Raw genomic sequence first — 26,979 nt, 5'->3', positions numbered from 1 at the left:
GCCTTTTTCAAAACACCAAAACAAAATTTAACTAACTCTAACCTAATACAAAACTTAAGTATTGGGTTTGAACGTAGTAATTTTTAATTTATTGCTTTGATTTTCATAATTTTATGATTTTTACCATATCCTCACCCGATCTTCCGGTTTTAAATATAATTTTTGATCTTCTTTGATATCAAAAGCTTCATAAAAAGAATCCACATTTTGAAGCGGAACATAGGCTCTGTACATTCCCGGTGAATGTGTATCTGTTTTCACTAAGTTTTTAATCGCTTCATCACGGGCTTTACTTCTCCAGATTGTGGCCCATGAAATAAAGAAACGTTGTTCCGGAGTAAATCCGTCAATCAAACCGGGGTTTCCTGATTCTTTTAAGTGAATTTTCAATCCGTCATAAGCGGCATTTACACCTCCTAAATCACCGATGTTTTCGCCAAGCGTAAATTTCCCGTCTACAAAAATTCCCGGAATTGGTTCCAACTGACTGTATTGTTCTGCCAATGCTCCTCCTAATTCAGTAAACATCTTCAAATCTTCGTCACTCCACCAGTTGACTAAATTTCCATCTGCATTATATCTTGAACCACTGTCGTCAAAACCATGTGAAATTTCGTGACCAATCACCGCTCCAATTCCACCATAATTTACCGCTTCATCCGCTTTAAAATCATAAAATGGTGGTTGAAGAATTGCGGCCGGGAATACAATTTCGTTAAACGACGCATTGTAGTAGGCATTTACTGTTTGAGGTGACATAAACCATTCTGTTTTATCAACCGGTTTGTTTAATTTGGCATAATTTTCGGCAGTTCGCCATTTTGAAATAGCTTTTCCATTATCAAAATAAGTTCCTCCTTTTTTTGGAGCCACAATTGTTACCTGTGAATAATCTTTCCATTTGTCAGGATATCCAATTTTTACATTTGACTTTCTTAATTTCTCGATAGCATTAACTTTGGTTGATGGTGCCATCCAAGGCAAATTGTTTATTCTATTTTCAAAAGCCAAAAACACATTTTTTATCATTTTTTGTGCTTTTTCTTTCGCTTCAGGTGGAAACATTTTTTCTACATAAATTTTACCCAAAGCTTCACCAAAAGGACCGTTTACAGATTGAAGAGCTCTTTCGTTTCGAGGTCTTGGTTTTAAAGCTCCAGTTAATGTTTTTCCATAAAATTCCCAATTGGCATATTCAATTTCGGTTGATAGCGTTCCGGCACTTCTGTTTAATAAGGTCCATCGCATATAGGCTTTCCAATCTTCTACTTTGTTTTCTTTAAAGATGGTTTCCAGAGCCGTCATATATCTAGGTTGTGAAACAATAAGCGTGTCAATTTTTGGCAATCCAATTTTAGTAATATATTCATTCCAATTAATACTTGGCGTTAATGCCTGCAAATCGGCAACCGTCATAGGGTTGTAGGTTTTTCTGCGATCGCGACGTTCTACTCGGTCTAATCGTGGTGCTGCTAATGCTTTTTCTAGTGCTAAAACTCTATCCGCAGAAGCTTTGGCTTGAGCCGGACTTTCGCCAAGATATTGAAGCATTCTTGCTACGTGAGCCACATATTTTTCTCTTTTTTCTTTACTATCGGCTTCATCAGATAAATAATAATCTCTATCGGGTAAACCCAAACTTCCTAATCCAACATTTACTAAATTTCGGTTACTGTTTTTGGCATCTGTTCCTACACTAACACCAAAGAAGCCAATTCCACCTTGATTGTCCATTTCAATCATAAGTTTTTGCAAATCGGCTACAGATTTTACAGCATTAATTTTGTCAAGAAAAGGTTTTAAAGGTTTTATTCCTTGTTTGTCTCTGGTAACCGTATCCATAATAGAACGATACAAATTCAAAGCTTTTCCTTGGTCAGTATCATCAGTATATTTTGGATTCTTTAAGGCTTCGTTAAGTATCGAAACCATGTCTTTGTCTGTTTTCTCACGAAGTTCATCAAAACTTCCCCAACGGGTTCTGTCGGCAGGTATTTCGGTTTTATCAAACCAAGTTCCGTTTACGTATCTAAAAAAGTCATCGCCGGGCTTAACTTTTGTGTCCATAAATTCGAGATTAATTCCCGGATTTACTTTTTTTGATTCTTGAGCCGTTGCAGTTGCAAAAAAACCAACTGAAAGAAGTGCAAGCATCATTTTTTGATTATTCTTTTTTATCATTTTGGAAAATTTAATTTTTTAAAAAAAAGTTGAAACACAAATATATTGAGTTTAAACGCATACAATCGTTAAAATGTGTTAAAATCAATCTCTTAACAGTGGGAAGAATGCTTTTATGAATTCAAATCATTTTGGGTTTTGTACTTTTGTGAAAATTTAAAACATGTTAGAATTTATTAAAAGAAACAAGATTTTTATTGGTGTTTTTATTGTTTTTGCAATAGTGTTTCTGACCTTTTCCTATAGTTTATTAAAACCTCAAAAAAAACTTCCTATTTATTCACCTTCCATGGTGAATCCTGAGATGGTTGACAGCACGGTGCAACACATCAGCAAATACCACACTATTGCCAATTTTGAATTTACCAATCAAAACGGTAAAAACATCAGTCAAAAAGATTACGAAGGAAAAATTTATGTAGCTGATTTTTTCTTTACCACTTGTCCTACCATTTGCCCAATTATGCAAGATAATATGGTTGAAATTCAAAACCATTTTAAAGATAACCCAAATGTGCTTTTACTTTCACATACGGTAATGCCGGATATTGACTCGGTTGCTGTTTTAAAAAAATATGCTTTAGAAAAAGGCGTAATTGATTCCAAATGGAATTTGGTCACCGGTGATAAAAAAGACATTTTTTACATTGCCAGAAAATCATATTTAGCGGTTAAAACCGAAACTGAAGGGGAGTTGTATGACATGGTTCATACTGAAAACTTCATTCTTGTTGATACAAAAAAACGAGTTAGAGGTTTTTATGATGGCACTAACAAAGAGGAAATCAACAGATTAATTGAAGATATAAACCATCTTTTAGCTCAAGAAAATTAGAAATTTATTTTTTTGAAAGCTAACCGATTTGATGATTGAAAAAATGTATTTTTGTATTTATACTAATTCTAAATAATTTGCAAACCACAGTTGACCAACTAAAAAAAGGAGAAAAAGCAATAATTGTTGCCTTCAATCTTGATACAATTCCCTTAAAATTAATTGAAATGGGTTGTATGGAAGGTCACATGGTTGAGTTAATTCAAACCGCTCCGTTTGGTGATCCCATTTTTCTTGATATGAATGGTACTCACTTAGCCATTCGAAAAGAAATGGCGAAAGAAATCAGTGTTGAAATTATTGAAAATTAAAACACCTTATGAAATCAAACCCCATAAAAGTTGCCCTTATTGGGAATCCTAATACCGGAAAAACATCGCTGTTTAATCAACTTACCGGATTAAAACAACAGGTGGGAAATTATCCCGGAATTACTGTTGAGCGAAAAGTGGGGTCGTGTTCGTTAGGCGATTCTAAAAATGCAACCATCTTAGATTTGCCGGGAACTTATAGTTTAAACACCAATTCACTTGATGAAAATTTAGTTATTGAATTGCTGTTAAACAAAAATGATAAAGATTATCCGGATGTGGTTGTGGTTGTTACTGAAGTTGAAAACTTAAAGCGTAACCTACTCCTTTTTACTCAGATTAAAGATTTAGAAATTCCAACTGTATTGGTAATCAATATGGCCGATCAAATGGAAAAAAAAGGAATTAGTCTGGATATTCCTAAAATGGAAATTGCTTTAAAAACCAAAATTGCCCTGATTAGTTCGAGAAAAGCAACCGGCATTAATGACTTAAAAAAAATAATAAGCAATTACCAAGAACTTTCAACAGAAGCCTGTTTGAATGCTTCTGAAATTGATAGCGACTATTTTGAAAATTTAAAACGCATTTATCCCAATCAACAAAATTATAAATTGTGGTTAGTGATATCGCAGGATGTGAATTTTGGTTCTTTAAATAAAACCATTTTACAGAATAATTCTTTTTCAAAATCAGATGCCGAATTAAAACGATTACAGCACAAAGAAACCATCAAACGATATCAATTTATAAATGATATTTTAAAAGTTACCAAAAAAACAGATCCCACTATTGCAACAGATTTTCAGAGCAAGTTAGATCGGATTCTAACCCATAAAATCTTTGGTTATGTAATTTTCTTCGGGATTTTATTTTTGATTTTTCAATCTATTTTTGATTGGTCAAGCGTTCCAATGGATTTTATTGACGAACAATTTGCCTCGTTAAGTTCGTGGGTAAGTGAGCATTTACCTCCGGGAAAATTAACAGATTTAATTGCTCAAGGAATGATTCCTGGCATTGGAGGTGTTGTGATTTTTATTCCACAAATTGCTTTTCTATTCTTATTTATTTCAATTCTTGAAGAAAGTGGTTATATGAGTCGTGTTGTGTTTTTGATGGACAAAGGCATGCGACGTTTTGGTTTAAGCGGCAAAAGTTTGGTGCCTTTAATTTCAGGAACAGCTTGTGCGATTCCGGCAGTAATGGCCACTCGAAATATTGAAAACTGGAAAGAACGATTAATTACTATTTTAATTACTCCTTTCACAACATGTTCGGCAAGAATACCGGTTTATACCATTTTAATTGCTCTGATTATTCCTGACACACGTGTTTTAGGTTTTTTAAATCTTCAAGGATTAACGTTAATGTTTTTGTATGCTCTTGGGTTTTTCATGGCCATTTTATCTGCTAAAATTTTGAATAGTATTTTAAAATTCCAATCCAAAAGCTTTTTTGTAATTGAAATGCCCAACTATAAAATTCCATACTATAAAAATGTGGGTTTAAATGTGATAGAAAAAACGAAAGCTTTTGTTTTTGGAGCCGGAAAAATTATCATTTCTTTATCTATTATTCTTTGGTTTATGGCATCGTATAGTCCAAAAGATGCATTTTATACTGCCGAAACAACAATATCTGAAACCAATAGTAGCCTTTCGGAAGATGAAATAAATGATAAAATAGCTTCTTTTAAATTAGAAAATTCCTATATCGGAATATTGGGAAAATCAATTGAACCTTTAATTCAACCTTTAGGTTATGATTGGAAAATTGGAATCGGAATCGTAGCCTCGTTTGCCGCTCGCGAAGTTTTTGTGGGAACTATGGCCACAATTTACAGCGTTGGAAGTCACGAAGATGAAGTAAACACCATCAAACAACGAATGAAATCTGAAATTCATCCCGTTACCGGAAAACCGATTTATAACTTTGCCTCGGGAATTTCTTTACTGCTCTTTTACGCTTTTGCAATGCAATGTATGAGTACGCTTGCAGTAGTTAAAAAAGAAACCAACTCATGGAAGTGGCCCATGATACAACTTTTTGTTATGAGTGGCTTTGCTTATATTGTAGCTTTAATCGCTTATCAGCTTTTAAAATAATCGGATATTATTCTCATCTTATTGTTTTATAATGTGTTAATTATGTAATAGGTTCCTTAAGTTATGTAACAAAAGTTTTTAAAGGACTACTACCTTTACTTCACTAACTTTTAAATTTTCAACTATGCCTATTTTAAATATTTTACTTGTATTAATTGTTGTTGGCTTTTTGCTTTGGGTTGTAAATACTTACATTCCAATGGATAGAAAAATCAAAGGTATATTCAATATTATTGTTGTTATAGGAGTTGTCATTTGGTTACTGAAAGTTTTCGGTTTATTAGACTCAGTTAAAAATATTACAATTTAAATAACACATTATGAACTTAAAAAGAATTTTTGGTGCCATACTTACCGTTTTAGGGATAGGTGGATTAATTTATACAGCCTATTTAGCTGTTAATCTTGGGGAAAGCAATCAAACAATCAAAACACTTTTGGTTTATGGAATCCTAGGTTTAGTCTTTTTCATTGCAGGTATTGGTTTAGTTAAAACCACAAAAGATGAATCTTAAGAAATAAGACAAAACACTACTATCAAAACACTATTTAGACTTCCAAAAAGTACCCCTTTTTGGAAGTTTTTTATTTTTATTCCAGTCGGGTCAAAATTTAATTTCATCACTTTCAGCAAGTTAAAAATTTAACATAAAATAACCTTATTTATAATTTGTCTAAATAAAAACTATTTTTACTTTTGCACCGTAGATTAATTCTAAATAACAAAAATGAAAAATATAGTTTCCCTCTGTCTAGTGGCATTGACAGGTTTTGCTTACTCTCAAAACACAAATGAATCCTTTGATGATATTGCTTTAAATGACTCTGTTAGAAAATTAAACGGCGTAACCGTACATGGAGATGCCTTAATTGGCAGTAAGTTCAAAGCAAAAAACAGAGCAGGTTCTACCTATTTTATTTCTCCCGAAGAATTAAAAACTTTCAACTATACTGATATCAATAGAATTCTTAGAACCGTTCCGGGAATCAACGTGGTGGAAGAAGAAGGTTTCGGACTTCGTCCAAGTATCGGACTGAGAGGAACAAGTCCGTCACGAGCATCAAAAATCACATTAATGGAAGATGGGATATTAATCGCTCCGGCTCCCTATTCTGCTCCGGCGGCGTATTATTTTCCTACGGTAAATAGAATTCAAAGTTTTGAAATTTTAAAAGGCGGAAGTCAAATTCAATACGGTCCTTACACAACCGGTGGAGCAATTAACATGGTTTCTAACCAAATTCCATCTCAATTTTCAGGAAAAATAGTAGCATCTATGGGAAGTTTCGATACTAAAAACACCTATGTGAATCTTGGAGACAACTTTAAAAACTTCGGTTATTTAGTAGAATACAATAATCGTAATTCTGAAGGTTTTAAAACCATCGATTTTAGCGATAGAACAACCGGCTATAATGGAAACGACTATGTAGCAAAGTTTAGGGTAAACACAAATCCTGAAGCTAAAGTTTTTCAATCGTTGACTTTGAAAGCTCAATTATCAGATGAATATTCAGATGAAACCTATTTGGGATTAACGCAAAATGACTTTAACAACAACCCATACCGTCGTTATCTATCCTCAGAAGTTGATAAAATAGACACGAAACACGATCAATTAATGCTGACTCACTTGGCAATACCAACTGATTACTTAACGATTACAACAAAAGCTTATCGCAATAATTTTAGAAGAAATTGGTATAAATTACATGATGTAAATGTTGGCGGTTCAAATGTTTCTTTAGCTTCGATTCTAGAAAATCCTGAAGCAAATCAGGCTGGTTATGACATTCTAACAGGAGCAACAAACACTGCCGATAATGCATTGAGAATGCGAAATAACAATCGTGGTTATTTGGCAGAAGGCATTCAGACTGCATTTAATTTTAAATTAAACAGCGAGATTTTAACACACGATATTGATTTTGGTGTTCGTTATCATTTAGATAGCGAAGACCGTTTTCAGTGGGATGACCGTTATAAAATTCAAAACAATTCTTTATTCAGAACTGTAGCCGGAACTCCAGGAACACAAGACAATCGGGTTGAAAATGCAGAAGCCGTTTCAGTTCATGTGTTATATAATTTAACGTATAAAAAATTAACGTTTTCACCGGGTATGCGATATGAAAACATCATTCGTAGAAGTTTAAATTACGGCACTAGTGATTTAGACAGAACCGGAATCAATTTGAACAGAAAACAAAACCGAGTTGAAAAATACATCCCCGGTTTTGGAGCACTTTATAAAATTAGCGAGGATTATTCAGCCTTTACAAGTGTTCACAAAGGTTTTTCACCTCCGGGATCAAATGAAGGTGACAAAGGCGAAAGTAGTATGAACTATGAAGCGGGTTTCCGTTTTAACAAAAAAGCATTATCGGGTGAAATCATTGCTTTTTATAATGATTTTGCACGTCTGGAAGGAGCTGACACCAACGCATCAGGCGGAACAGGAACCGGCGACTTATTTAATGCAGGACAAGCAAGAGTTCAAGGTTTAGAATTATTAGTTACCTATGATGTGTTGAACAATGAAAATTCAAAATTTAAATTACCAATTACATTCAGTTATACGTATACAGATACTGAATTAAAAAATGAATTCAACAGTGGTACAGAAGCTTGGGGACAAATTCAACCCGGTGATGAGATTCCATACATTGCAAAAAATCAATTTTCAATTACTGCAAATTTGGAACACAAAAAATTCAATTTTGCCATCAGCGGAAAATATAATGATCAATTCAGAACATTAGCCGGACAAGGTGCAATTCCGGACAACGAATTGGTAAAAAGCAACTTTATTGTGGATGCTTCTGCCAAATATCATTTAACCCAAAAAGTAAGTTTGATGAGTAATATTGTCAATTTATTAGACAAAGAATACGCTGTTTCAAGAGTTCCTGCTGGATTACGTCCGGGAATGCCTTTTGGAATCCATTTTGGAGTTACAGCACAATTTTAAAAAGTGTTTTTTATTTGTTTGTTAAAGGTTCTCTGTTTTTGATGGAGAACCTTTTATCTTTGTAGTATGATTGATTTTCAGGAAATAATTGCGTTCATCATTTTAGCCATTGCAATTGTAGTGCTCTATTTTCATTTTTTTGGAAAAAAGAAATCGAAGAAAAACTGCGGCAGCGATGATTGTGGTTGTCATTAACCTCCCAAAGCTACATCCAAACTCATCATTACCACAAATCCACCAATAAATCCGAGGGTTGCAATATCCGTATGTTTGTCTTGTTGTGTTTCAGGAATTACTTCTTCCACCACCACAAAAATCATGGCTCCGGCAGCAAATGCTAAAGCATAAGGTAAAATTGGCGTAAAAAACGTAACCGCAACTGCTCCCAAAACTCCGGCAATGGGTTCAACTAAAGCAGAAGATTGACCATATAAAAAACTCTTTTTTCTACTCATTCCCATTCGTCGTAACGGCATCGAAACGGCAATTCCTTCCGGAAAATTTTGAATTCCGATTCCAATCGCTAAAATCGTAGCTCCGGCAATGGATGCTTCAGGAATTCCGGCAGCAACACCACCAAACAAAACTCCAACAGCTAACCCTTCCGGAATGTTATGCAACGTTATGGCCAAAACCAAAAGTGTCGTTTTTTGCCAAGGTGATTTTACACCTTCCGTTTCTTTGAAATTGATATGTAAATGTGGTAAAACTTTATCCAAACCAAATAAGAAAAAGGCACCCATAAGAAAACCAACCGCTGCCGGCATTACTTTTACAAATCCTTCTCCTTCGGACATTTCGATGGCAGGTGCCAACAAACTCCAATAACTGGCAGCAACCATCACTCCGCCCGTAAAACCAAGCATTCCGTCTAAAGCAGCTCGATTCATCGTCTTAAAAAAGAACACAACTGATGATCCTAAAGCTGTTAAAAACCAGGTAAATAACGTGGCATATAACGCCGCTAAAATAGGGTCAATACTCGATAAATAGGCAACAATGCTATCAAACATATTATATCGCTTTTACAAATAAATTACCTGCAATTTTATTCGAAATTAAAATCTCTTTTCCATTCATTAAAATAGTCAGCGACATATCAAAGGCTTCTTTATTGATAATTTCAATTTCAGCACCTAACGAAATTTGATGCTTATCTAAATACTGCAAAAAACTCGGCGAACTATCTTTAACGCCCAAACACATCACTCTTTTATTCAAACCCACTTCAGAAAGTAATTGTTTTTCCACTTTTATCATTTGTCCATATCGATCAGGAATAGGATCACCGTGCGGATCTTCTTTAGGGAAGCCTAAAAATTCATCCAATCGATTAATCAATTTCTCCGATTTAATATGCTCCAATTCTTCCGCCAAATCATGCACTTCATCCCACGTAAAGTCTAATTTTTCAACCAAAAAAACTTCCCATAAACGATGTTTTCTTACAATCATTTTGGCAGCGTGTAATCCTTTTTGAGTGAGTGTCACGCCTTGGTATTTCTGGTAATCAACCAATTCTTTTTCGGCTAATTTCTTCACCATATCCGTTACTGAAGAAGCTTTGCTTTCAATCATTCCGGCAATAGCATTCGTATTGACTCCTTTGGGCGAAACCAATGATAAATGATAAATTACTTTGATATAGTTTTCTTCCGAATAGGTCATAAATTCAATTAATTGAAAACAAATATAGTAAGATAATTTGATATGAGTAAAATAATTTTTAGTTTTGTCTAAATTTATTTTTTTGGTATGAAAAAAATTCTGATTGTAATTGTTTTATCATTTACATTAATTTCACAAGCTCAAGAAAAAGGAACGGTTGTGGGTCATATTTTATCTGAAGGTCAAGCGGTTCCGTTTGCAGGTATTTTTTTAAAGAACACCTCAACAGGGACTTCTTCTGATGAAAACGGAAATTATTCGATTGAAGTTCCCGCAGGAAAGCAAACCATCATCGTGCAAGCCATCGGTTTTAAAAATCAAGAAAAAAATATTAATGTTCCTTCCGGAGGAAAAATTCACTTGGATTTTAATTTAGAAGAAAGTGTTTTCGGACTCAATCAAGTCGTGGTTTCAGCTACTCGTGGATTGCAAAAAAGAACCGAAGCTCCAGTGATTGTTACGGTTACCAATTCAGAAGTGTTACAAAAAGCACAAGCCATCAGTTTATCGGAAGGATTGAGTTTTCAACCCGGATTGCGGATGGAGACGAATTGCCAAAACTGCGGATTTTCGCAAGTTCGGATGAATGGTTTAGATGGAGCTTATTCTCAAATTTTAATGGATAGTCGACCAATTTTTTCTGCTTTAAATGGGGTGTATGGTTTAGATCAAATTCCCACCAATATGATTGAACGCATTGAAGTGGTTCGTGGTGGCGGTTCGTCTTTATATGGATCGAATGCAATTGCGGGCACCATCAACATTATTACAAAAGATCCGATTGAAAATTCGTTTGAAATTAATTCTCATTTGGGTTTAATTGACGGAAATGTGCCCGACAAAGCCTTAACGTTAAACGGAACAGTTTTATCAGAAGATTTGAATTTAGGAATTCAGATTTTTGCAATGCTTCGTGACCGTGAACCTTTTGATGCCAATAATGATAATTTTACGGAAATTACAACGATGCAAAACCGAACATTCGGATTCAAATCGTTTTATCGTCCGTTTAAACGAAGCAAAATTACGGCCGAATTTCATACGGTAAACGAATTCAGAAGAGGTGGCGAAAACCGTTTTGATTTACAACCGTTTGAAGCTCTTACGACTGAACAAATTACATCCAAAATGGTGGGTGGCGGACTCACATTTGAGAATTATTCGGAAGATGAAAAAAACAAATATGCTGTTTATTTTAATACGCAACAATCTAAAAATGACAACTTTTATGGTGGTCGAGCCGATGATGAATTTGGAAATATTGATTATGAAGAAAGTATTCGCGGTTACGGAAATACGGAAGTTGTAACTTGGATTGGAGGAGCACAATACAATAGAAAACAAGAATCGTTTTTAGGTGGATCGGCCACTTTAACAACCGGAGCCGAATACAAAAAAGAAATGATGGTTGATGAAAAACCGGGTTATAATGCATTCGTCAATCAAACATTAGATATTTTGGGAATTTATGCTCAACAAGAATGGAAAGTCAATGAAAAACTGAAAGTTTTAGGCGGTTTGCGAGCCGATTTTCACAACGCTGCTGATGAAGATGTGATTTTTAATCCGAGACTCAATATTCTGTATAATTTTAAAGAAAATTTGCAATGGCGAAACAGTTATGCCAAAGGTTTTAGAGCTCCGCAAGTCTTTTCGGAAGACATTCACGCTCGAATTGCAGCGGGAGAAGTCGCTTTGGTTGAATTAGCAGATGGATTAGAATCTGAAACATCACATTCATTCTTAACGTCGTTAGATTGGAATAAAGTTTCTCCGAATTCGGAAGCAGGATTGACATTTGAAGCATTTTACACCCGATTAAACGACCCATTTGTGTTGGAACAACTATCAGAAACCATCTGGGAAAAACGCAACGGAAAAGGAGCTGATGTTTACGGAATTAATTTGGAAGCAAAATATGCTCCGGGACAAAAATGGCAATTTCAAGCAGGAGCAACGATTCAAAAAGCGTTGTATGACGAAGCGGTTCAATGGAGTGAAAACTTAACGAATACAAATCGAAATTTCTTCCGTTCACCAAATGTTTATGGAAATTTAATGGCAACATTTTCGCCTAAAAAAGCATTTCAAAACAATATTTCTGTGGTGTACACCGGAAAAATGTATGCTCAGCATTATGCCGGATTTATTGCCGAAGACCGTTTGGAAACTACCGGAGATTTTTTTGAAGTCAATTTAAAATCATCCTATACGTTTGTAGTAAAAGAAAAGTTGCACCTTCAATTAAGTGGTGGAATTCAGAATGTATTCAATCAATATCAAAAAGATTTTGACTTAGGTGTGAATAGAGATGCTACTTATATTTACGGTCCATCTCGACCAAGAACAATTTTTATTGGGTTAAAAATTGGAACGGATTTGTTATAATTCATAACTTTTGAGGATTATATTCCTAAAAAAACATAACTTTTTTGGATTTAATTCCTAAAAAAACATAACTTTTTTGGATTTAAAAACAAAATTTTCTATATTTGTCCTTTAAAAAGGAATTTATGGGTATTGAAAGAGAATTGTTTGAAACCATCCGAAAAAGCTTATTTAAAGATAAAGTTGTCCTATTGTTTGGTGCTAGACAAACAGGTAAAACTACTTTACTGAAAAAACTTATCGGAACAGAAGAAAGTGTACTTTGGTTAAATGGTGACGAAAGTGATGTTCGATTAATGCTTCAAAACCAATCTTCGATAAGTTTAAAAGCCTTAATTGGAAATCATAAAACAGTAATTATCGATGAAGCACAACGCATCGATGATATTGGTTTAACCATTAAATTAGTGCATGATAATTATCCTGAAATCAAAATTATTGCCACAGGATCTTCTGCTTTTGAATTAAGAAACAAAACCAACGAACCCCTAACAGGCAGAAAACTGGAGTATAAACTATTTCCATTTTCTACCAAGGAACTCATAAATCAACATGGTGTTTTAAATGAAAACAGACTGCTTCAACATCGACTAATTTATGGCTATTATCCAGACATTGTAAACAACCAAGGAGACGAAATAGATTTGTTGAAAAACTTAGCAGACAGTTATCTTTTTAAAGATATTTTGATGTTAGACGGAATTAAAAAACCCGAAAAATTAGTAAAATTACTTCAAGCATTAGCTTTGCAAGTAGGTTCTCAAGTATCATATAATGAAATTGCAGGTTTAGTGGGTTTAGACAGCAAAACAATTGAACGTTATATTGATTTATTGGAACAATCTTTCGTTATTTTTAAATTGAACAGTTTTAGTAGAAATTTGAGAAATGAATTGAAATTTTCCAGAAAAATTTATTTTTATGACAACGGAATCAGAAATGCAATGATTACTAATTTTTCTCCAATTGCAATAAGACAAGATGTTGGAGCTTTGTGGGAAAATTATCTTATCGCTGAAAGAATGAAAAGAAACGTTTACGACACAAATTATTGTAACACTTATTTTTGGAGAACGAAAGCACAACAGGAAATTGATTATTTAGAAGAAAAAAACGGAAACCTTTTTGCCTATGAGTTCAAATGGAACAGCAAAAAGAATCATAAAACCACCAAAACTTTTACTTCAAACTATCCTGATGCTGAAACACACGTTATCACACCCGAAAACTATCTTGATTTTGTTCTTTGATTTTCTATTTAATCATAACAAATCTTTATGATTGAAATCATCAAATGAAAATGAAAACTTAGTAACTTTGCAAAGTCTTAGAATCTGAGAATCGAACAATCCAAAAGTCTAACAATCTAATAAAAAAAATATGTATCCAGAAGAAATGGTAAAACCAATGAGAGCCGAATTATCGGAAGTAGGTTTTCAAGAATTATATAGTGCAGAAGCAGTAGAAAATGCAATTTCACAAAAAGGAACAACGTTGGTAGTTGTGAATTCTGTTTGCGGTTGTGCTGCCAGAAATGCAAGACCGGGAGCAAAAATGAGTTTAGACGGAGCTAAAAAACCAGACCAATTAGTAACAGTTTTTGCCGGTGTTGACAAAGATGCTGTTGATGCAGCGAGACAACATATGTTTCCTTTTCCACCTTCGTCACCAAGTATGGCTTTATTTAAAGATGGTGAATTAGTCCACATGTTAGAACGCCATCACATTGAAGGTCGTCCTGCGGAAATGATTGCAGAGAATTTAAAAGATGCGTATAACGAGTTTTGTTAAACAGTAACTTTTTTACAATACAAACCCTTTCAGATAAATAATTTTGAAAGGGTTTTTTATTTTAGATTTCTAAACATATACTATCTTTGCATCGAATTCTTCCATTTAGAATTCATCTTATTGTATTAACCCAAAAACGTTTATAGCATGCAACTGTATAACACGATGAGGGCAGAAGAAAGAGCCGAGCTTATTGATCAAGCCGGCAAACAACGACTTACGTTGTCTTTTTATGCCTATGCCAAAATTGAAGACCCAAAAAAATTTAGAGATGATTTGTTCTTAGCCTGGAATCCATTGGATGTCTTGGGAAGAATTTATGTGGCTCACGAAGGAATTAACGCCCAACTTTCATTGCCGGCAGATTACTTTTATCAATTCAAAGACACGTTAGATGTTTATGATTTTATGCGTGGCATCCGATTGAATGTGGCTCGTGAACAAGACGATCATTCCTTTTTAAAATTGACGATAAAAGTACGTCATAAAATTGTAGCCGATGGCTTAGATGATTCCTCTTTTGATGTAACCAACAAAGGAATTCACTTAAAAGCGAAGGAATTCAACCAATTTTTAGAAGACCCAAACACCATTGTTGTTGATTTTAGAAATCACTACGAAAGTGAAATAGGTCATTTTAAAGGAGCCATTACCCCGGATGTGGACACGTTTAGAGAGTCACTTCCCATTATTGAAGAACAATTAAAAGACCTTAAAGAAGATAAAAATCTGTTGATGTATTGCACAGGCGGAATTCGATGCGAAAAAGCAAGTGCCTATTTCAAGCATAAAGGTTTCAAAAACGTCTATCAATTAGAAGGCGGCATCATTGAATATGCCCGTCAAATTGAGCAAGAAGGATTGGAAAGCAAATTCATTGGTAAAAACTTTGTGTTCGATCATCGTTTGGGCGAACGCATCACAAACGATATCATTTCGCAATGTCACCAATGCGGAAAACCATGTGACAATCATACCAATTGTGTGAACGATGGTTGTCATTTGTTATTCATTCAATGTGATGAATGCAAAGAAAAAATGGATAATTGTTGTTCCTCTGAATGTCAGGAAATCATTCATTTACCATTAGCCGAGCAAGTCAAATTGAGAAAAGGCATTCAAAAAGGAAACATGATTTTCAAAAAAGGAAAATCACCTGCTCTAAAATTCAAACATTCCGGCGAATTGAGCGATGTGTCATTGGCCGTTGCAGATGAAACAGAAAAACCGAAACCTATTCGTGAACGTATCAAACGCAAAAAAATATTAGTGGGCAAAGCCGAACATTATTATACCAAAGCTAGTGTTGGTTTGTTTTTAATTGAAAACCAAGAGGTAAAATCAGGGGATAAAATTTTAATTTTCGGACCAACCACTGGAAATCAAGAACTGGTTTTAGAAAAAATGTTTGTCAATGGACAAGAGGGAACGGTTGCCAAAACGGGAGATAAATTAACGTTTGCGGTTCCTTTTCGCATTCGATTATCAGATAAATTGTTTAAGATTATTGGCTAGTCATGACTCCATCAGGAAAAATAGAACTCATGGCTCCGGCCGGAAATTTTGAATCGTTGCAAGCCGCATTAGATAACGGTGCCGATTCGGTATATTTTGGCGTAGAACAATTGAATATGCGAGCTCGGGCAACCATCAATTTTACTTTGGAAGATTTACCCGAAATTGCTAAACGTTGTAAAGCCCAAAAGGTTAGAACTTATTTAACGCTAAATACCATTATTTACGACCACGATTTATACGTTGTAAAAACATTGGTTAGCAAAGCCAAAGATGCCGGAATTACAGCTGTGATTGCTTCAGACCAAGCCGTGATTGCTTCGGCTAGAGCTATTGGGATGGAAGTGCATATTTCTACCCAACTGAATGTGACAAATGTTGAAACTGTCAAATTTTACAGCTTGTTTGCAGATACCATTGTGCTGTCGCGTGAATTGAGTTTGCGTCAAGTGAAAAAAATCACAGAACAAATTGAAAAAGAACAAATCAAAGGCCCGAGTGGTAATTTAGTAGAAATCGAAATCTTTGGACACGGGGCTTTGTGCATGGCTGTTTCTGGAAAATGTTATTTGAGTTTGCATTCACACAATTCATCTGCCAACAGGGGAGCTTGCAAACAAAATTGCCGAAAAAAATATACCGTAATTGATCAAGAATCCGGATTTGAAATTGAAATTGATAACGAATATATGATGTCTCCCAAAGATTTGTGTACGTTGGATTTTTTAGATCAAGTTATTGATTCGGGAATTAAAGTTTTGAAATTAGAAGGAAGAGGAAGAGCTCCCGAATATGTGGTAATGGTTACCAAAACCTATCGTGAAGCGATTGATTCCTTTTACAACGGAACTTTTACCAAAGAAAAAATCAATCAATGGATGGAAGATTTGAGTACCGTTTATAATCGAGGTTTTTGGTCGGGTTATTATTTGGGACAAAAATTAGGTGAATGGAGTGCCAATCCGGGCTCAAATGCAACACAGAAAAAAGTATATGTGGGTAAAGGCGTTCACTTTTTTCCGAAAACGAATATCGCCGAATTTAAAATTGAAGCTTACGACATCAAAATTGGTGATAAAATCATGATAACCGGACCAACTACCGGAGTTCAGGAACTCGTAATCAATGAAATGTTGGTAAACGATAACCGTTTAGAAAAAGCATCCAAAGGGGATAGCTGCACCCTGAAATTACCTTTTAGAGTGAGAAATTCGGATAAATTATATAAAATTGTGGAGCAATAATGGTAGTCATAACTTTGCAACGCGACAAATGCATTGGGTGTAATTATTGTGTAGAAATGGCTCCGGCACAATTTCAAATGTCAAAAAAAGATGGAAAATCAGTTTTGTTGAAATCCGTAAATACCAAAGGTTTTCACACTTTAAAGTCGCCCAATCATACGATTGTAGAAGCTTGTGAAGCGGCTCAAAAAGCTTGTCCGGTACATATTATTTCGGTAAAAGAAATATAAAATTATTTCTAATTTGAAATAAATATGGTGTTGAAACATCAACCAAAAAAATACTATCTTTACACACTTAACGTTTAATGTCAGTAGTCTTGTTATTAATAACGAGATGACCAATATATATATAAATTATGGCTTGTACAAACTGTTCTACCGGGAGTAAAGATGGAGGAGCTCCCAAAGGATGTCAAAATAAAGGGACTTGCGGCACCGATAGCTGCAACAAATTAACGGTTTTCGATTGGCTTTCCAATATGAGTTTGCCAAGCGGTCAAGAACCGTTTGATTGTGTTGAAGTGCGTTTTAAAAACGGAAGAAAAGAATTTTACCGCAATCCCGAAAAATTGTCACTTTCTATTGGTGATATTGTGGCAACTGAAGCTTCACCGGGACATGATATCGGAATTGTTACCCTAACCGGAGAATTGGTTAAGGTTCAAATGAAGAAAAAAGGCGTGAATCCTACTAGTCCAGAAATTACCAAAATCTACCGAAAAGCGTCTCAAAAAGATATTGACATTTGGTCAGACGCCCGAGCAAAAGAAGAACCTATGAAGGTAACCGCTCGAGAAATTGCGATTCGTTTGCAATTGCAAATGAAAATTTCTGATATTGAATTTCAAGGAGATGGTTCAAAAGCTACTTTTTATTATACCGCAGAAGACCGCGTAGATTTTCGTCAATTGATTAAAGAATATGCCCAATCTTTCAAAACCCGAATCGAGATGAAACAAGTAGGTTTCCGTCAGGAAGCGGCTCGTTTAGGCGGAATCGGTTCATGTGGAAGAGAATTATGTTGCTCCACTTGGTTGACCGATTTTAGAAGTGTAAATACCTCTGCTGCTCGATACCAACAGCTTTCATTAAATCCGCAAAAACTTGCCGGACAATGCGGAAAGTTAAAATGTTGTTTAAATTATGAGTTGGATACTTATATGGATGCTTTAAAAGGTTTTCCCGATTTTGACACTAAAATTGAGACCGAAAGAGGTGTTGCTTATTGTCAAAAACAAGATATTTTTAAGGGGCTAATGTGGTTTGCTTACGCTGATAATATTGCCAACTGGCATGTGATTCACATTGATCAAGTAAAGGAAATTGTGGCTGAAAACAAACAACGAAGAAGAATCTCTTCTTTAGAAGATTTTGCTTTGGAAATTGTGGCGGAGCCTAAACAAGATTTCAACAATGCTATGGGACAAGAGAGTTTAACTCGTTTTGATCAACCAAAGAAAAAGAAAAGCAGAAACAACAACAGAAGAATAAAGCCAAATTCAAATGAATCTAAAAAGTAGTTTTGCTTTAATATTACTATTTATTCTGGTAGCATCTTGTGATAAAAAACGTGTTTTTGATCGCTATGACTCCGTTGGAAAGAAATGGCATAAAGACAGTATCATTACATTTTCTTTTGAACAAAAAGACACAGTAGCGTTGCATAATCTTTTTTTGAATTTAAGAAATAATAAAAACTATCCGTATAGCAATTTGTTTTTAATTGTTGAATTGGAAGACCCGAATCAAAAAACTGTGGTGGATACTTTAGAATATATAATGGCAAATCCTGACGGAACTTTATTAGGTTCCGGTTTTTCTGATACCAAAGAAAATAAACTGTATTACAAAGAAAAGTACCAGTTCAAAAAACCAGGAAACTATACTGTTAGAATACAACACGCTGTTAGAAACTCCGGAAAAATAAATGGCGTAGAAACCTTAGAAGGAATTTTGGATGTTGGCTTTAGAATTGAATTAACTGAATAATTATGGCTCAAAAAAAGAATGTAGGAACTGCTGATTTTTCAACATACACCAAAAAGTTTTGGAAATTTTTTGCTTATGGACTAGGTGGTATTTTTCTGTTTTTCTTCTTAGCCTCTTTGGGTGTTTTTGGTTCGATGCCATCATTTGATGAATTAGAAAATCCAGATTCCAATCTAGCTACTGAAGTAATTTCATCAGATGGAGTTACCATAGGTAAATTTTATCGCGAAAACAGAACTCCTATTTCCTATGAAGATTTACCTCAACATTTAGTTGATGCGTTAGTTGCCACTGAAGATGAACGCTTTTACAACCATTCCGGAATAGACGCTAGAGGAACCATGAGAGCCGTTTTTAAACTAGGTTCAAGCGGTGGAGCAAGTACTATTACACAACAATTAGCCAAACTTTTATTTCATGGTGAACGTTCAAGAAATATTATTGTAGCAGTTACTCAAAAAGTAAAAGAATGGATTATTGCAACCAAATTAGAACGTCAATATACTAAAAACGAAATTATTGCGATGTATTTAAATCGTGCCGATTTTGTCAATACAGCCGTTGGAATTCGATCTGCTGCAAAAGTATATTTTGGAAAAGAACCTCGTGATTTAACTATTGAAGAAAGTGCTCTTTTAGTTGGAATGCTAAAAAATCCTTCGCTCTATAATCCTACAAGAGAACGAAGAAAAGAATTGGTTTTTAATAGAAGGAATACGGTTTTAGGCCAGATGGTGAAAAATGGTTATTTAGAAAAAGAAGCCAAAGAACAATTAGAAAAACTACCTATTAAATTGGATTTTAACCCTGAAAGTCATAAAGAAGGAATTGCTACCTATTTTAGGGAATACCTCAGAGATTATATGAGAAAGTGGGTAAAAGAAAATAAAAAGCCTGATGGTTCTGATTATAATATCTATAGTGATGGTTTAAAAATTTATACAACGATTGATTCCAGAATGCAAAAATACGCCGAAGAAGCGGTGGATGAGCACATTAAAAACCTGCAAGTTGAATTTTTTAAATCTCAAAAAAATAACAAAAACGCTCCTTTTTATAAAATTAATCAAGAAGAAACAGACAAACTAATGTTACGAGCAATTAAAAATTCGGAACGTTGGCGACTAATGAAACTTCAAGATATCAGCGAAGAAGAAATTTTAAAATCGTTTGATATTAAAACAGAAATGACTGTTTTTACTTGGAAAGGAGAGCGTGATACCATTATGACTCCAAGAGATTCTATTCGTTATTATAAGCATTTTTTAAGAAGTGGAATGATTTCAATGGAACCTCAAACCGGACATGTTAAAGCATGGGTTGGCGGAATCAATTACAAACATTTTCAATATGACCACGCCGGTCAAGGGGCTCGTCAAGTTGGCTCAACCTTCAAACCGTTTGTTTATGCAACAGCCATTGAACAGTTGAACATGTCGCCATGTGATTCAATTATTGATTCTCCATTCACAATTCCTAGAGGAAGACACGGTGTAAGTGCTGATTGGACTCCAAAAAACTCTGATCACAAATATCGTGGTATGATTAATTTGAAAAGAGCTTTGGCTAATTCGATAAATACAATTTCTGCCAAGCTAATTGATAGAACCGGCCCAAGGGCAGTAATCGATTTAACGCAAAGACTTGGTGTATCATCTGAAATTCCTGCTCAAGTTTCAATTTGTTTAGGAGCTGTAGAAATTACAGTTCACGATATGGTCGCCGCTTTCAGTACATTTGCCAACAACGGAATTTATATAAAACCACAAATCATTTCTAGAATTGAAGACAAAAACGGAAACGTTATTTTTCAAACGGTTCCTGAATCACACGATGTCTTAAACCAAGATATTGCTTATGCTGTTGTGAAATTATTAGAAGGTGTAACGGAAGACGGAACCGGAACCCGTTTAAGAGCAGGAAGAGCCGGATTTAGATCGTATGATTACAAATTCGACAATCCTATTGCCGGAAAAACAGGGACAACTCAAAACAACTCTGACGGATGGTTCATGGGGTTTGTGCCTAATTTATGCACCGGAGTTTGGGTAGGTTGCGAGGATCGCTCCGCACGTTTTAACACCACTGCAATGGGTCAAGGTGCAACAATGGCTTTGCCTATTTGGGGAATTTATATGGATAAATGTTATAAAGACCCGAAGCTTTCTGTTTCTAAAGAACCTTTTGAGCGTCCAAAAGATTTAACCGTTAAGGTAGATTGTTGGAAAGCATCAAAAGACACCTTAGATTTTGACCAGGACGTCAATGAATTTAATTTTTAAAATAGATATCAAAACAGTAGAAAACGGACTTTGCAAAAAGCCCGTTTTTTTATACCTTTAGAATCCAAAAAAACAAACAAACATATGATTACACGAAAAGTAAATTCTGTAGAAGAAGCTCTTCAAGGAATTACCAATAATATGACCATTATGCTTGGCGGTTTCGGGCTATGTGGCATTCCCGAAAACAGTATTGCACACTTAGTTAAATTGGGTGTTTCCAACCTAACTTGCATTTCAAACAATGCAGGTGTTGATGATTTTGGTTTGGGACTCTTACTACAAAAAAAACAAATCAAGAAAATGATTTCTTCTTATGTAGGAGAAAATGCTGAATTTGAACGTCAGATGCTTTCCGGAGAATTGGATGTGGAACTAACGCCTCAAGGAACTTTAGCCGAAAAATGCAGAGCTGCTCAACACGGAATTCCGGCCTTTTTTACTCCGGCAGGATTTGGAACTGAAGTAGCTGAAGGCAAAGAAACCAGAGAGTTTAATGGAAAAATGTATGTCATGGAAAAAGCTTTCAACGCAGATTTTGCCATTGTAAAAGCCTGGAAAGGCGATGAAGCCGGAAATTTAATTTTCAAAGGAACAGCACGAAATTTCAATGCATGTATGGCAGGTGCTGCAAAAATAACAATTGCCGAGGTGGAAGAATTAGTTCCAGCCGGAACATTAGACCCTAATCAAATTCATATTCCCGGAATTATGGTAAACCGAATTTTTCAAGGAAATAATTTTGAAAAAAGAATTGAACAAAGAACTGTTAGACAAAGATAATGTGGCAATGGGACAATTTGCCAATTAGACAATTAATTGACACTTTCCCAAATTGACACATCGACACATTAACTCATTGACACCTTAAAACATGGCTTTAGATAAAAACCAAATTGCAAAACGCATTGCAAAAGAAGTAAAAGACGGTTACTACGTAAATTTAGGAATTGGCATTCCGACATTAGTTGCTAATTTTGTTCGAAACGATATTTCTGTTGAATTTCAAAGTGAAAACGGCGTACTAGGCATGGGTCCGTTTCCCTTTGAAGGCGAAGAAGATGCCGATATTATAAATGCCGGAAAACAAACCATTACAACGCTTCCTGGAGCCTCTTTTTTTGATTCTGCTTTCAGTTTCGGAATGATTCGCAGTCAAAAAGTAGATTTAACTATTTTAGGAGCTATGGAAGTTTCTGAAAACGGTGATATTGCCAACTGGAAAATTCCCGGAAAAATGGTAAAAGGAATGGGAGGAGCTATGGATTTAGTTGCTTCTGCCGAAAATATCATTGTAGCCATGATGCATGTAAACAAAGCCGGAGAATCTAAAGTTTTGAAAAAATGCACGCTCCCGCTAACCGGAGTAGGTTGCGTTAAAAAAGTGGTAACGGAATTAGCTGTTTTAGAAGTAACACCAAAAGGATTTAAACTTTTAGAACGAGCTCCAGGCGTTAGTGTTGAAGAAATTAAAAAGGCAACCGAAGGAACACTTATTATTGAAGGAGACATTCCTGAAATGATTTTAGATTAATAAAAAAAACCACGCGATTTGCGTGGTTTTTTGCTCATATAGTTGTTATGTATTAAAATCCGTAATTGATGCCAACCCCAAGAACTTGTCTTGTTTGAAGGCCTCTAAATGCGTTGTCATCATAAATGGTTTGAAATGACAAGTTGGTTGACAAAAATTTGTTAATGGTCATCACAATGTTTAATTGATAATCAACATCAACATTTTGTGGGTCTTCCAAATAGTTTGAATACAAACTCAAAATGTTTTCTGCTGAAACATTGTCAAATAATTTGAATTTATAATATCCTGCGGCATAAAATCCTAATTCATATCGCATACTTTTACCTTCGTCAACTCCAAAATAAGCAGCTTCAGGCAAAGTAAAATCTTTATTTACAAACGTAATTTTTGATGAAAGTGGAGCTAAGTTAAATTTTAAATCATCCCTTTTTTTCCACATCATACCCGGACCAAAAGTTAAATAGGCCGGAGAAAACAAATTAGTATATTCATCTCTAATTTCTTTACCGTTTTCATCTGTTCCGTAAATAAAACCTTTTGTAAATTGTGTTCTAAAATTTAAGAAAGCAGAATAATACCAATATCCACCGGCTTTTTTTCCTGCTAATGAATTGAACTCAAAACGATCATCTGTCTTTTTTTCAAACTCCGAATTTTTGGTTTTAACCAATCCATAAGATGCAATAATCTTATTGTCCCAAGACCAATCATCACTTTTGTAGTTGAAATCATAATTCAACCCCAAATTTCCCGAAATGTTGTTTTCACCTCCGGCAACCCAATTTTCAAATGTAGATTGATTGAACAAAAATGAAATATTTCCCTTTTTAACCCATCCTTTTGTTCGAGTCGTATCGTTGACAGCTTTTACAACTTCTTCAACACTTTTTACAACTTCTTGTTGAGCTGAAACTTGTAGCTCAAAAATCAAACAAAGTGCAATTACTGTTTTTCTCATCTTGTTATTTTTAAGATTTTGCAGGACAAAGTTAGCAATTGTTCTAAAATTAACAATTTTAATATGAGAAAGTCTTAAGGTTTTGTTGATTATTTTGAAGTTTTATACAAAGGAACAGCCGAACAAGCTTCACCAAACATAACACTCTTGGCTACATTTTGAAGTTTTTGAATTGCAAAAACGTATGCTGTTTCCGGCACCGGTTTTTTGGAACATCCCTTTAGAATTACCGGTTTGTTTTGATAAATAGAATAATCAATTTGACTGAGAATTTCACTATATAACAAAGTATCGATTTCCTCTTTCTTACCTAAAATAATTTTTTGAGCAAACGGCTGAAGATGAACTGTTACTAAGATAGTCGCCCAAGCAGGTAAAATAGCGTCCGTAGAACAATGAATAGCTACAAAATGATTTTGATATTGCGACCAATCGTGATTTTTTAATGCTTCTCGGAAGTCTTTCTCTTTTAACAAAAATCCTTCTTCAAGCCATTGAGCAATATCGATTTGTGTTCGAACTCCTGTGGGATAATAATCTTCCAAGTCGAAAATTTCGAGGGTTGAGTTGGCTACTTTGTTGATGATTTCGTTCATTTCTGTTGGCGGTTGTCCGTTGGCGGTTGTCTGATAATAGTCAACCGACAACTGCTTTATAACATACCTAATTCTAATTTTGCTTCTTCGCTCATTAAATCCTTCGACCAAGGTGGGTCGAACGTAATTTCAACTTCACAAGACTTAACGGCATCCAGCGATTTTACCTTCTCTTCAACTTCTCTTGGTAATGTTTCTGCAACGGGACAATTAGGGGAAGTTAAAGTCATTAAAACTTTAACGTCATTATCTTCGTTGATCATTACGTCGTAGATTAATCCTAGTTCATAAATATCGACTGGGATTTCAGGATCGTAAATTGCTTTTAGCACTTTTACTACATCTTCTCCTAGGTTTATTTCGTCTTTAAATTCTTCCATTTTTTTACTTCTAAGTTTTTTTGCCACTAAGACATAAAGTTAAATAAGTCTCTATTCTTTTAATTCTTCGCTTCAAAAGCTAAAGCATACATTTTTATCTGTTTTATCATTGAAATTAAACCATTTGCTCGTGTTGGAGACAAATGTTCTTTCAAACCAATTTCATCAATAAAATCAGTAGTTGCATTCAAAATAGCTGCCGGTTTTTGGTTGGAAAAAACTCGGATTAAAACAGCTATTATTCCTTTGGTTAAAATGGCATCGCTATCGGCAGTGAAAATAATTTTTCCGTCCTTTTCTTCACCATGTACCCAAACTTTTGATTGGCATCCCTTAATAATATTTTCTTCTGTTTTGAATTTTTCATCAATAATTGGAAGTGTTTTTCCTAGCTCAATGATATATTCATATCGTTGCATCCAATCATCAAACATGGAAAATTCATCAACTATTTCATGTTGTATTTCTTCAATGGTCATTATCTTTCAATTTTAGCTATTGAAATAATTTTGTTTACTAAGTTTTTTATTTCTTTTGGTGGATTTCCATGATCAAAGCTCTCTGATTCATACAATTTACCTTCATAAATCACTCTCAAATTTCCTATTGCTGCTGCATCAACAAATCGGTTTTCTGATGGAACTTTAAATTTTGATAAATCTTCAGGTTTTATTTTTAAGAACAAATCTGAAAGTTCATTCCAATCAGAACTTGATATTTTTCTCAATTCCGGTTTACCATCGCGTTCTTTAACTACAACTAGTTCTTTGTCTTTTATTACTATATTTAAATAAAACCCGCGAGACATCGCTTGGTACTCAATACTTGTGTTTTTCATTTCTTCTTTTTGTTGCTGGCTACATCCTTTTGCAATAAAAAGAGATAGAAATATAAATGTAATTGTTTTCATATTTTGGTTTTTATGATAGCATCATTTGTGCCTTTTTTACTGCTTCAACCAAGACATCTATTTCTTCTTTTGTGTTATAAAATGCAAACGAAGCTCTCAACGTTCCGGGGATTTTGTAAAAATCCATAATCGGTTGAGCACAATGATGTCCGGTGCGAACCGCTATTCCTAGCTTGTCAATTATCGTACCAACATCATACGGATGAATGCCATCAATATTAAACGAAATTACGGAAGTTTTTTGATTGGATGTGCCATAAATTTTTAATCCTTCAATTTCTAACAATCTGTTGGTTCCGTATTCTAACAATTCGTTTTCATAAGCTGCAATGTTATCAAAACCAATTTCATTGAGATAATCAATGGCGGTTCCGAGCACAATACCTCCTGCAATATTGGGTGTTCCGGCTTCAAATTTATGAGGTAATTCCGCATAGGTTGTTTTTTCAAAAGAAACGGTGGCAATCATTTCGCCTCCGCCTTGATAGGGAGGCAATTTGTTTAACCAGTCTTCTTTTCCATATAAAATTCCTGTTCCTGTTGGTCCGCAGATTTTGTGTCCTGAAAACACATAAAAATCACAATCCAAATCTTGAACATCCGGTTTTAAATGTGGCGTTGCTTGTGCTCCGTCAATTAAAACAGCTGCTCCAACCTCGTGTGCTTTTTCAATCATCCATTTAATTGGATTGATAGTACCCAACGCATTGGAAATATGATTTACGGTTACGATTTTTGTTTTATCTGACAGTAATCGTTCGTAATCAGATTGAATTAATTCGCCGTTCTCATTCATCGGAATTACTACCAATTTCGCCCCCGTTTTTTCGCATAACATTTGCCACGGAACGATGTTGCTGTGGTGTTCTAAAGCAGAAACCATTACCTCATCGTCTAGTTTAAGAAAACTTGCAAAACCATTTGCAACCAAATTAATTCCGTGAGTTGTTCCGGAAGTAAAAAGCACTTCGTGACTAAATTTTGCGTTGATGTGCTGTTGAATTTTCAAACGCGAAGCTTCATATGCATCGGTTGCCAACTGACTCAAAGTGTGGACACCACGATGAATGTTGGCATTAATTTCTTTATAGTAATTCGCTTCCGCTTCAATGACTTGAGTCGGCTTTTGCGAAGTAGCGGCATTATCGAAATAAACGAGTGGTTTTCCATTTACTTTTTGGTAAAATATAGGAAAATCGTTTCTGATTTTTTGGATATCTAACATTTCTTTATTTAGAAAAATTCTAAATACAAAAGTAGTAAAAATGATTGCTTATTTGCCACCAATTCACGAATTTTTATGAATTGTGAT

27 protein-coding genes are annotated in these 26,979 nt (G+C 34.8%); 18 read left to right on the top strand and 9 right to left on the bottom strand.

The features are described 5' to 3' along the window. Positions 1 to 120 precede the first annotated feature (120 nt). Entirely contained in the window at positions 121 to 2,181 is a 2,061-nt protein-coding gene (locus B3L86_RS02975) for a M13 family metallopeptidase (protein ID WP_291114881.1), read from the bottom strand. Between the two features lie 163 nt (positions 2,182 to 2,344). Between B3L86_RS02975 and B3L86_RS02970 the strand changes: the two genes are divergently transcribed. The 7 genes from B3L86_RS02970 to B3L86_RS02940 all read left to right on the top strand — a co-directional run bounded on the left by B3L86_RS02970 (position 2,345) and on the right by B3L86_RS02940 (position 8,602). Beyond that, positions 2,345 to 3,016 (top strand): SCO family protein, encoded by a 672-nt coding sequence (locus tag B3L86_RS02970; RefSeq protein ID WP_291114879.1) that lies wholly within the window; start codon positions 2,345 to 2,347, stop codon positions 3,014 to 3,016. A 35-nt stretch (positions 3,017 to 3,051) separates the two neighbouring features. Continuing rightward, entirely contained in the window at positions 3,052 to 3,327 is a 276-nt protein-coding gene (locus B3L86_RS02965; protein ID WP_414655119.1) for a FeoA family protein, read from the top strand. A gap of 8 nt (positions 3,328 to 3,335) precedes the next feature. Then, positions 3,336 to 5,435, top strand: coding sequence for a ferrous iron transport protein B (gene feoB, locus B3L86_RS02960; protein ID WP_291114877.1), 2,100 nt, complete (start codon positions 3,336 to 3,338; stop codon positions 5,433 to 5,435). Between the two features lie 124 nt (positions 5,436 to 5,559). Beyond that, the gene (locus B3L86_RS02955) at positions 5,560 to 5,745 is read left to right on the top strand and encodes a Thivi_2564 family membrane protein (protein WP_188361456.1); all 186 of its coding nucleotides are present in this window, start codon (positions 5,560 to 5,562) and stop codon (positions 5,743 to 5,745) included. Positions 5,746 to 5,755: 10 nt separating this feature from the next. Further along, positions 5,756 to 5,950: a hypothetical protein gene (locus tag B3L86_RS02950; RefSeq protein WP_188361457.1), complete on the top strand. Its 195-nt coding sequence runs from the start codon at positions 5,756 to 5,758 to the stop codon at positions 5,948 to 5,950. A gap of 213 nt (positions 5,951 to 6,163) precedes the next feature. Next, positions 6,164 to 8,407, top strand: a complete 2,244-nt coding sequence (locus B3L86_RS02945) for a TonB-dependent receptor family protein (protein ID WP_291114874.1) — start codon at positions 6,164 to 6,166, stop codon at positions 8,405 to 8,407. A gap of 66 nt (positions 8,408 to 8,473) precedes the next feature. Next, a complete protein-coding gene (locus B3L86_RS02940) occupies positions 8,474 to 8,602 on the top strand; it encodes a FeoB-associated Cys-rich membrane protein (RefSeq protein ID WP_291114873.1) in 129 nt (42 codons plus the stop codon). Here B3L86_RS02940 and B3L86_RS02935 read toward each other — a convergent pair. Both B3L86_RS02935 and B3L86_RS02930 read right to left on the bottom strand, forming a co-directional pair. Next, on the bottom strand, positions 8,599 to 9,420 hold the full coding sequence (locus B3L86_RS02935; protein WP_291114871.1) for a ZIP family metal transporter: 822 nt from the start codon (positions 9,418 to 9,420) through the stop codon (positions 8,599 to 8,601). The two genes, B3L86_RS02940 and B3L86_RS02935, sit on opposite strands and share 4 nt — an antisense overlap. A 1-nt stretch (position 9,421) precedes the next feature. Continuing rightward, positions 9,422 to 10,075, bottom strand: coding sequence for a metal-dependent transcriptional regulator (locus B3L86_RS02930; protein ID WP_291114869.1), 654 nt, complete (start codon positions 10,073 to 10,075; stop codon positions 9,422 to 9,424). Between the two features lie 87 nt (positions 10,076 to 10,162). Between B3L86_RS02930 and B3L86_RS02925 the strand changes: the two genes are divergently transcribed. The 11 genes from B3L86_RS02925 (at position 10,163) to B3L86_RS02875 (ending at position 22,820) form a co-directional block, all read left to right on the top strand. Then, the gene (locus B3L86_RS02925; RefSeq protein ID WP_291114867.1) at positions 10,163 to 12,463 is read left to right on the top strand and encodes a TonB-dependent receptor; all 2,301 of its coding nucleotides are present in this window, start codon (positions 10,163 to 10,165) and stop codon (positions 12,461 to 12,463) included. Between the two features lie 125 nt (positions 12,464 to 12,588). Continuing rightward, the gene (locus B3L86_RS02920) at positions 12,589 to 13,713 is read left to right on the top strand and encodes an ATP-binding protein (RefSeq protein WP_291114865.1); all 1,125 of its coding nucleotides are present in this window, start codon (positions 12,589 to 12,591) and stop codon (positions 13,711 to 13,713) included. 130 nt (positions 13,714 to 13,843) lie between these two features. Next, positions 13,844 to 14,254, top strand: a complete 411-nt coding sequence (locus B3L86_RS02915) for a BrxA/BrxB family bacilliredoxin (RefSeq protein ID WP_188361462.1) — start codon at positions 13,844 to 13,846, stop codon at positions 14,252 to 14,254. A gap of 147 nt (positions 14,255 to 14,401) precedes the next feature. Further along, on the top strand, positions 14,402 to 15,769 hold the full coding sequence (locus tag B3L86_RS02910; RefSeq protein ID WP_291114863.1) for a rhodanese-related sulfurtransferase: 1,368 nt from the start codon (positions 14,402 to 14,404) through the stop codon (positions 15,767 to 15,769). A gap of 2 nt (positions 15,770 to 15,771) precedes the next feature. Beyond that, the gene (locus B3L86_RS02905; RefSeq protein WP_291114861.1) at positions 15,772 to 17,013 is read left to right on the top strand and encodes a peptidase U32 family protein; all 1,242 of its coding nucleotides are present in this window, start codon (positions 15,772 to 15,774) and stop codon (positions 17,011 to 17,013) included. Then, entirely contained in the window at positions 17,013 to 17,243 is a 231-nt protein-coding gene (locus B3L86_RS02900) for a ferredoxin (RefSeq protein ID WP_291114859.1), read from the top strand. Before B3L86_RS02905 ends, B3L86_RS02900 begins: the two co-directional genes overlap by 1 nt. A 128-nt stretch (positions 17,244 to 17,371) precedes the next feature. After that, a complete protein-coding gene (locus B3L86_RS02895; protein WP_291114857.1) occupies positions 17,372 to 18,535 on the top strand; it encodes a PSP1 domain-containing protein in 1,164 nt (387 codons plus the stop codon). Continuing rightward, positions 18,519 to 19,004, top strand: coding sequence for a gliding motility lipoprotein GldH (locus B3L86_RS02890; protein ID WP_291114855.1), 486 nt, complete (start codon positions 18,519 to 18,521; stop codon positions 19,002 to 19,004). Before B3L86_RS02895 ends, B3L86_RS02890 begins: the two co-directional genes overlap by 17 nt. Positions 19,005 to 19,006: 2 nt before the next feature. Then, entirely contained in the window at positions 19,007 to 21,286 is a 2,280-nt protein-coding gene (locus B3L86_RS02885; RefSeq protein WP_291114853.1) for a penicillin-binding protein 1A, read from the top strand. Positions 21,287 to 21,370: 84 nt separating this feature from the next. Further along, positions 21,371 to 22,069, top strand: a complete 699-nt coding sequence (locus B3L86_RS02880; RefSeq protein WP_291114851.1) for a CoA transferase subunit A — start codon at positions 21,371 to 21,373, stop codon at positions 22,067 to 22,069. A gap of 91 nt (positions 22,070 to 22,160) precedes the next feature. Beyond that, a complete protein-coding gene (locus B3L86_RS02875) occupies positions 22,161 to 22,820 on the top strand; it encodes a CoA transferase subunit B (RefSeq protein WP_188361469.1) in 660 nt (219 codons plus the stop codon). A 52-nt stretch (positions 22,821 to 22,872) separates the two neighbouring features. On the opposite strand, the gene B3L86_RS02870 is transcribed toward B3L86_RS02875, so the two are convergent. From B3L86_RS02870 to B3L86_RS02845, 6 genes are all read right to left on the bottom strand, one after another. After that, positions 22,873 to 23,781 (bottom strand): DUF3078 domain-containing protein, encoded by a 909-nt coding sequence (locus B3L86_RS02870; protein ID WP_291114848.1) that lies wholly within the window; start codon positions 23,779 to 23,781, stop codon positions 22,873 to 22,875. Between the two features lie 89 nt (positions 23,782 to 23,870). Further along, positions 23,871 to 24,377 carry a DUF2480 family protein gene (locus B3L86_RS02865; RefSeq protein WP_291115088.1) on the bottom strand — a complete coding sequence of 169 codons (507 nt, stop codon included), beginning with the start codon at positions 24,375 to 24,377 and terminating at the stop codon, positions 23,871 to 23,873. Between the two features lie 56 nt (positions 24,378 to 24,433). Continuing rightward, positions 24,434 to 24,757: an SUF system Fe-S cluster assembly protein gene (locus B3L86_RS02860; protein WP_291114846.1), complete on the bottom strand. Its 324-nt coding sequence runs from the start codon at positions 24,755 to 24,757 to the stop codon at positions 24,434 to 24,436. A 59-nt stretch (positions 24,758 to 24,816) separates the two neighbouring features. Then, positions 24,817 to 25,236, bottom strand: coding sequence for a SufE family protein (locus B3L86_RS02855; RefSeq protein ID WP_291114844.1), 420 nt, complete (start codon positions 25,234 to 25,236; stop codon positions 24,817 to 24,819). Further along, positions 25,236 to 25,667, bottom strand: coding sequence for a hypothetical protein (locus tag B3L86_RS02850; protein ID WP_291114842.1), 432 nt, complete (start codon positions 25,665 to 25,667; stop codon positions 25,236 to 25,238). The genes B3L86_RS02855 and B3L86_RS02850 overlap by 1 nt, the downstream gene beginning before the upstream one ends. A 10-nt stretch (positions 25,668 to 25,677) precedes the next feature. Further along, complete coding sequence (locus B3L86_RS02845) at positions 25,678 to 26,892, bottom strand: aminotransferase class V-fold PLP-dependent enzyme (RefSeq protein ID WP_291114840.1); 1,215 nt, start codon at positions 26,890 to 26,892, stop codon at positions 25,678 to 25,680. Positions 26,893 to 26,979 lie beyond the last annotated feature (87 nt).

This window comes from Flavobacterium sp. UBA6135 (assembly GCF_002428305.1).
Lineage (GTDB): Bacteria > Bacteroidota > Bacteroidia > Flavobacteriales > Flavobacteriaceae > Flavobacterium.
The sequence above is the reverse complement of the archived record's forward strand: the minus strand, read 5'-3'. Positions and strand labels throughout refer to the sequence as shown.

Bases quoted from the DNA above. Each gene is read 5' to 3' on its own strand.
- B3L86_RS02905 (WP_291114861.1), top strand. From the start codon at position 15,772: ATGACTCCATCAGGAAAAATAGAACTCATGGCTCCGGCCGGAAATTTT.
- B3L86_RS02930 (WP_291114869.1), bottom strand. From the start codon at position 10,075: ATGACCTATTCGGAAGAAAACTATATCAAAGTAATTTATCATTTATCA.
- B3L86_RS02865 (WP_291115088.1), bottom strand. From the start codon at position 24,377: ATGAACGAAATCATCAACAAAGTAGCCAACTCAACCCTCGAAATTTTC.
- B3L86_RS02845 (WP_291114840.1), bottom strand. From the start codon at position 26,892: ATGTTAGATATCCAAAAAATCAGAAACGATTTTCCTATATTTTACCAA.
- B3L86_RS02925 (WP_291114867.1), top strand. From the start codon at position 10,163: ATGAAAAAAATTCTGATTGTAATTGTTTTATCATTTACATTAATTTCA.
- B3L86_RS02880 (WP_291114851.1), top strand. From the start codon at position 21,371: ATGATTACACGAAAAGTAAATTCTGTAGAAGAAGCTCTTCAAGGAATT.
- B3L86_RS02850 (WP_291114842.1), bottom strand. From the start codon at position 25,667: ATGAAAACAATTACATTTATATTTCTATCTCTTTTTATTGCAAAAGGA.
- B3L86_RS02900 (WP_291114859.1), top strand. From the start codon at position 17,013: ATGGTAGTCATAACTTTGCAACGCGACAAATGCATTGGGTGTAATTAT.
- feoB (WP_291114877.1), top strand. From the start codon at position 3,336: ATGAAATCAAACCCCATAAAAGTTGCCCTTATTGGGAATCCTAATACC.
- B3L86_RS02920 (WP_291114865.1), top strand. From the start codon at position 12,589: ATGGGTATTGAAAGAGAATTGTTTGAAACCATCCGAAAAAGCTTATTT.
- B3L86_RS02890 (WP_291114855.1), top strand. From the start codon at position 18,519: ATGAATCTAAAAAGTAGTTTTGCTTTAATATTACTATTTATTCTGGTA.
- B3L86_RS02895 (WP_291114857.1), top strand. From the start codon at position 17,372: ATGGCTTGTACAAACTGTTCTACCGGGAGTAAAGATGGAGGAGCTCCC.
- B3L86_RS02870 (WP_291114848.1), bottom strand. From the start codon at position 23,781: ATGAGAAAAACAGTAATTGCACTTTGTTTGATTTTTGAGCTACAAGTT.
- B3L86_RS02855 (WP_291114844.1), bottom strand. From the start codon at position 25,236: ATGACCATTGAAGAAATACAACATGAAATAGTTGATGAATTTTCCATG.
- B3L86_RS02975 (WP_291114881.1), bottom strand. From the start codon at position 2,181: ATGATAAAAAAGAATAATCAAAAAATGATGCTTGCACTTCTTTCAGTT.
- B3L86_RS02885 (WP_291114853.1), top strand. From the start codon at position 19,007: ATGGCTCAAAAAAAGAATGTAGGAACTGCTGATTTTTCAACATACACC.
- B3L86_RS02940 (WP_291114873.1), top strand. From the start codon at position 8,474: ATGATTGATTTTCAGGAAATAATTGCGTTCATCATTTTAGCCATTGCA.
- B3L86_RS02935 (WP_291114871.1), bottom strand. From the start codon at position 9,420: ATGTTTGATAGCATTGTTGCCTATTTATCGAGTATTGACCCTATTTTA.
- B3L86_RS02875 (WP_188361469.1), top strand. From the start codon at position 22,161: ATGGCTTTAGATAAAAACCAAATTGCAAAACGCATTGCAAAAGAAGTA.
- B3L86_RS02915 (WP_188361462.1), top strand. From the start codon at position 13,844: ATGTATCCAGAAGAAATGGTAAAACCAATGAGAGCCGAATTATCGGAA.
- B3L86_RS02955 (WP_188361456.1), top strand. From the start codon at position 5,560: ATGCCTATTTTAAATATTTTACTTGTATTAATTGTTGTTGGCTTTTTG.
- B3L86_RS02910 (WP_291114863.1), top strand. From the start codon at position 14,402: ATGCAACTGTATAACACGATGAGGGCAGAAGAAAGAGCCGAGCTTATT.
- B3L86_RS02950 (WP_188361457.1), top strand. From the start codon at position 5,756: ATGAACTTAAAAAGAATTTTTGGTGCCATACTTACCGTTTTAGGGATA.
- B3L86_RS02970 (WP_291114879.1), top strand. From the start codon at position 2,345: ATGTTAGAATTTATTAAAAGAAACAAGATTTTTATTGGTGTTTTTATT.
- B3L86_RS02945 (WP_291114874.1), top strand. From the start codon at position 6,164: ATGAAAAATATAGTTTCCCTCTGTCTAGTGGCATTGACAGGTTTTGCT.
- B3L86_RS02860 (WP_291114846.1), bottom strand. From the start codon at position 24,757: ATGGAAGAATTTAAAGACGAAATAAACCTAGGAGAAGATGTAGTAAAA.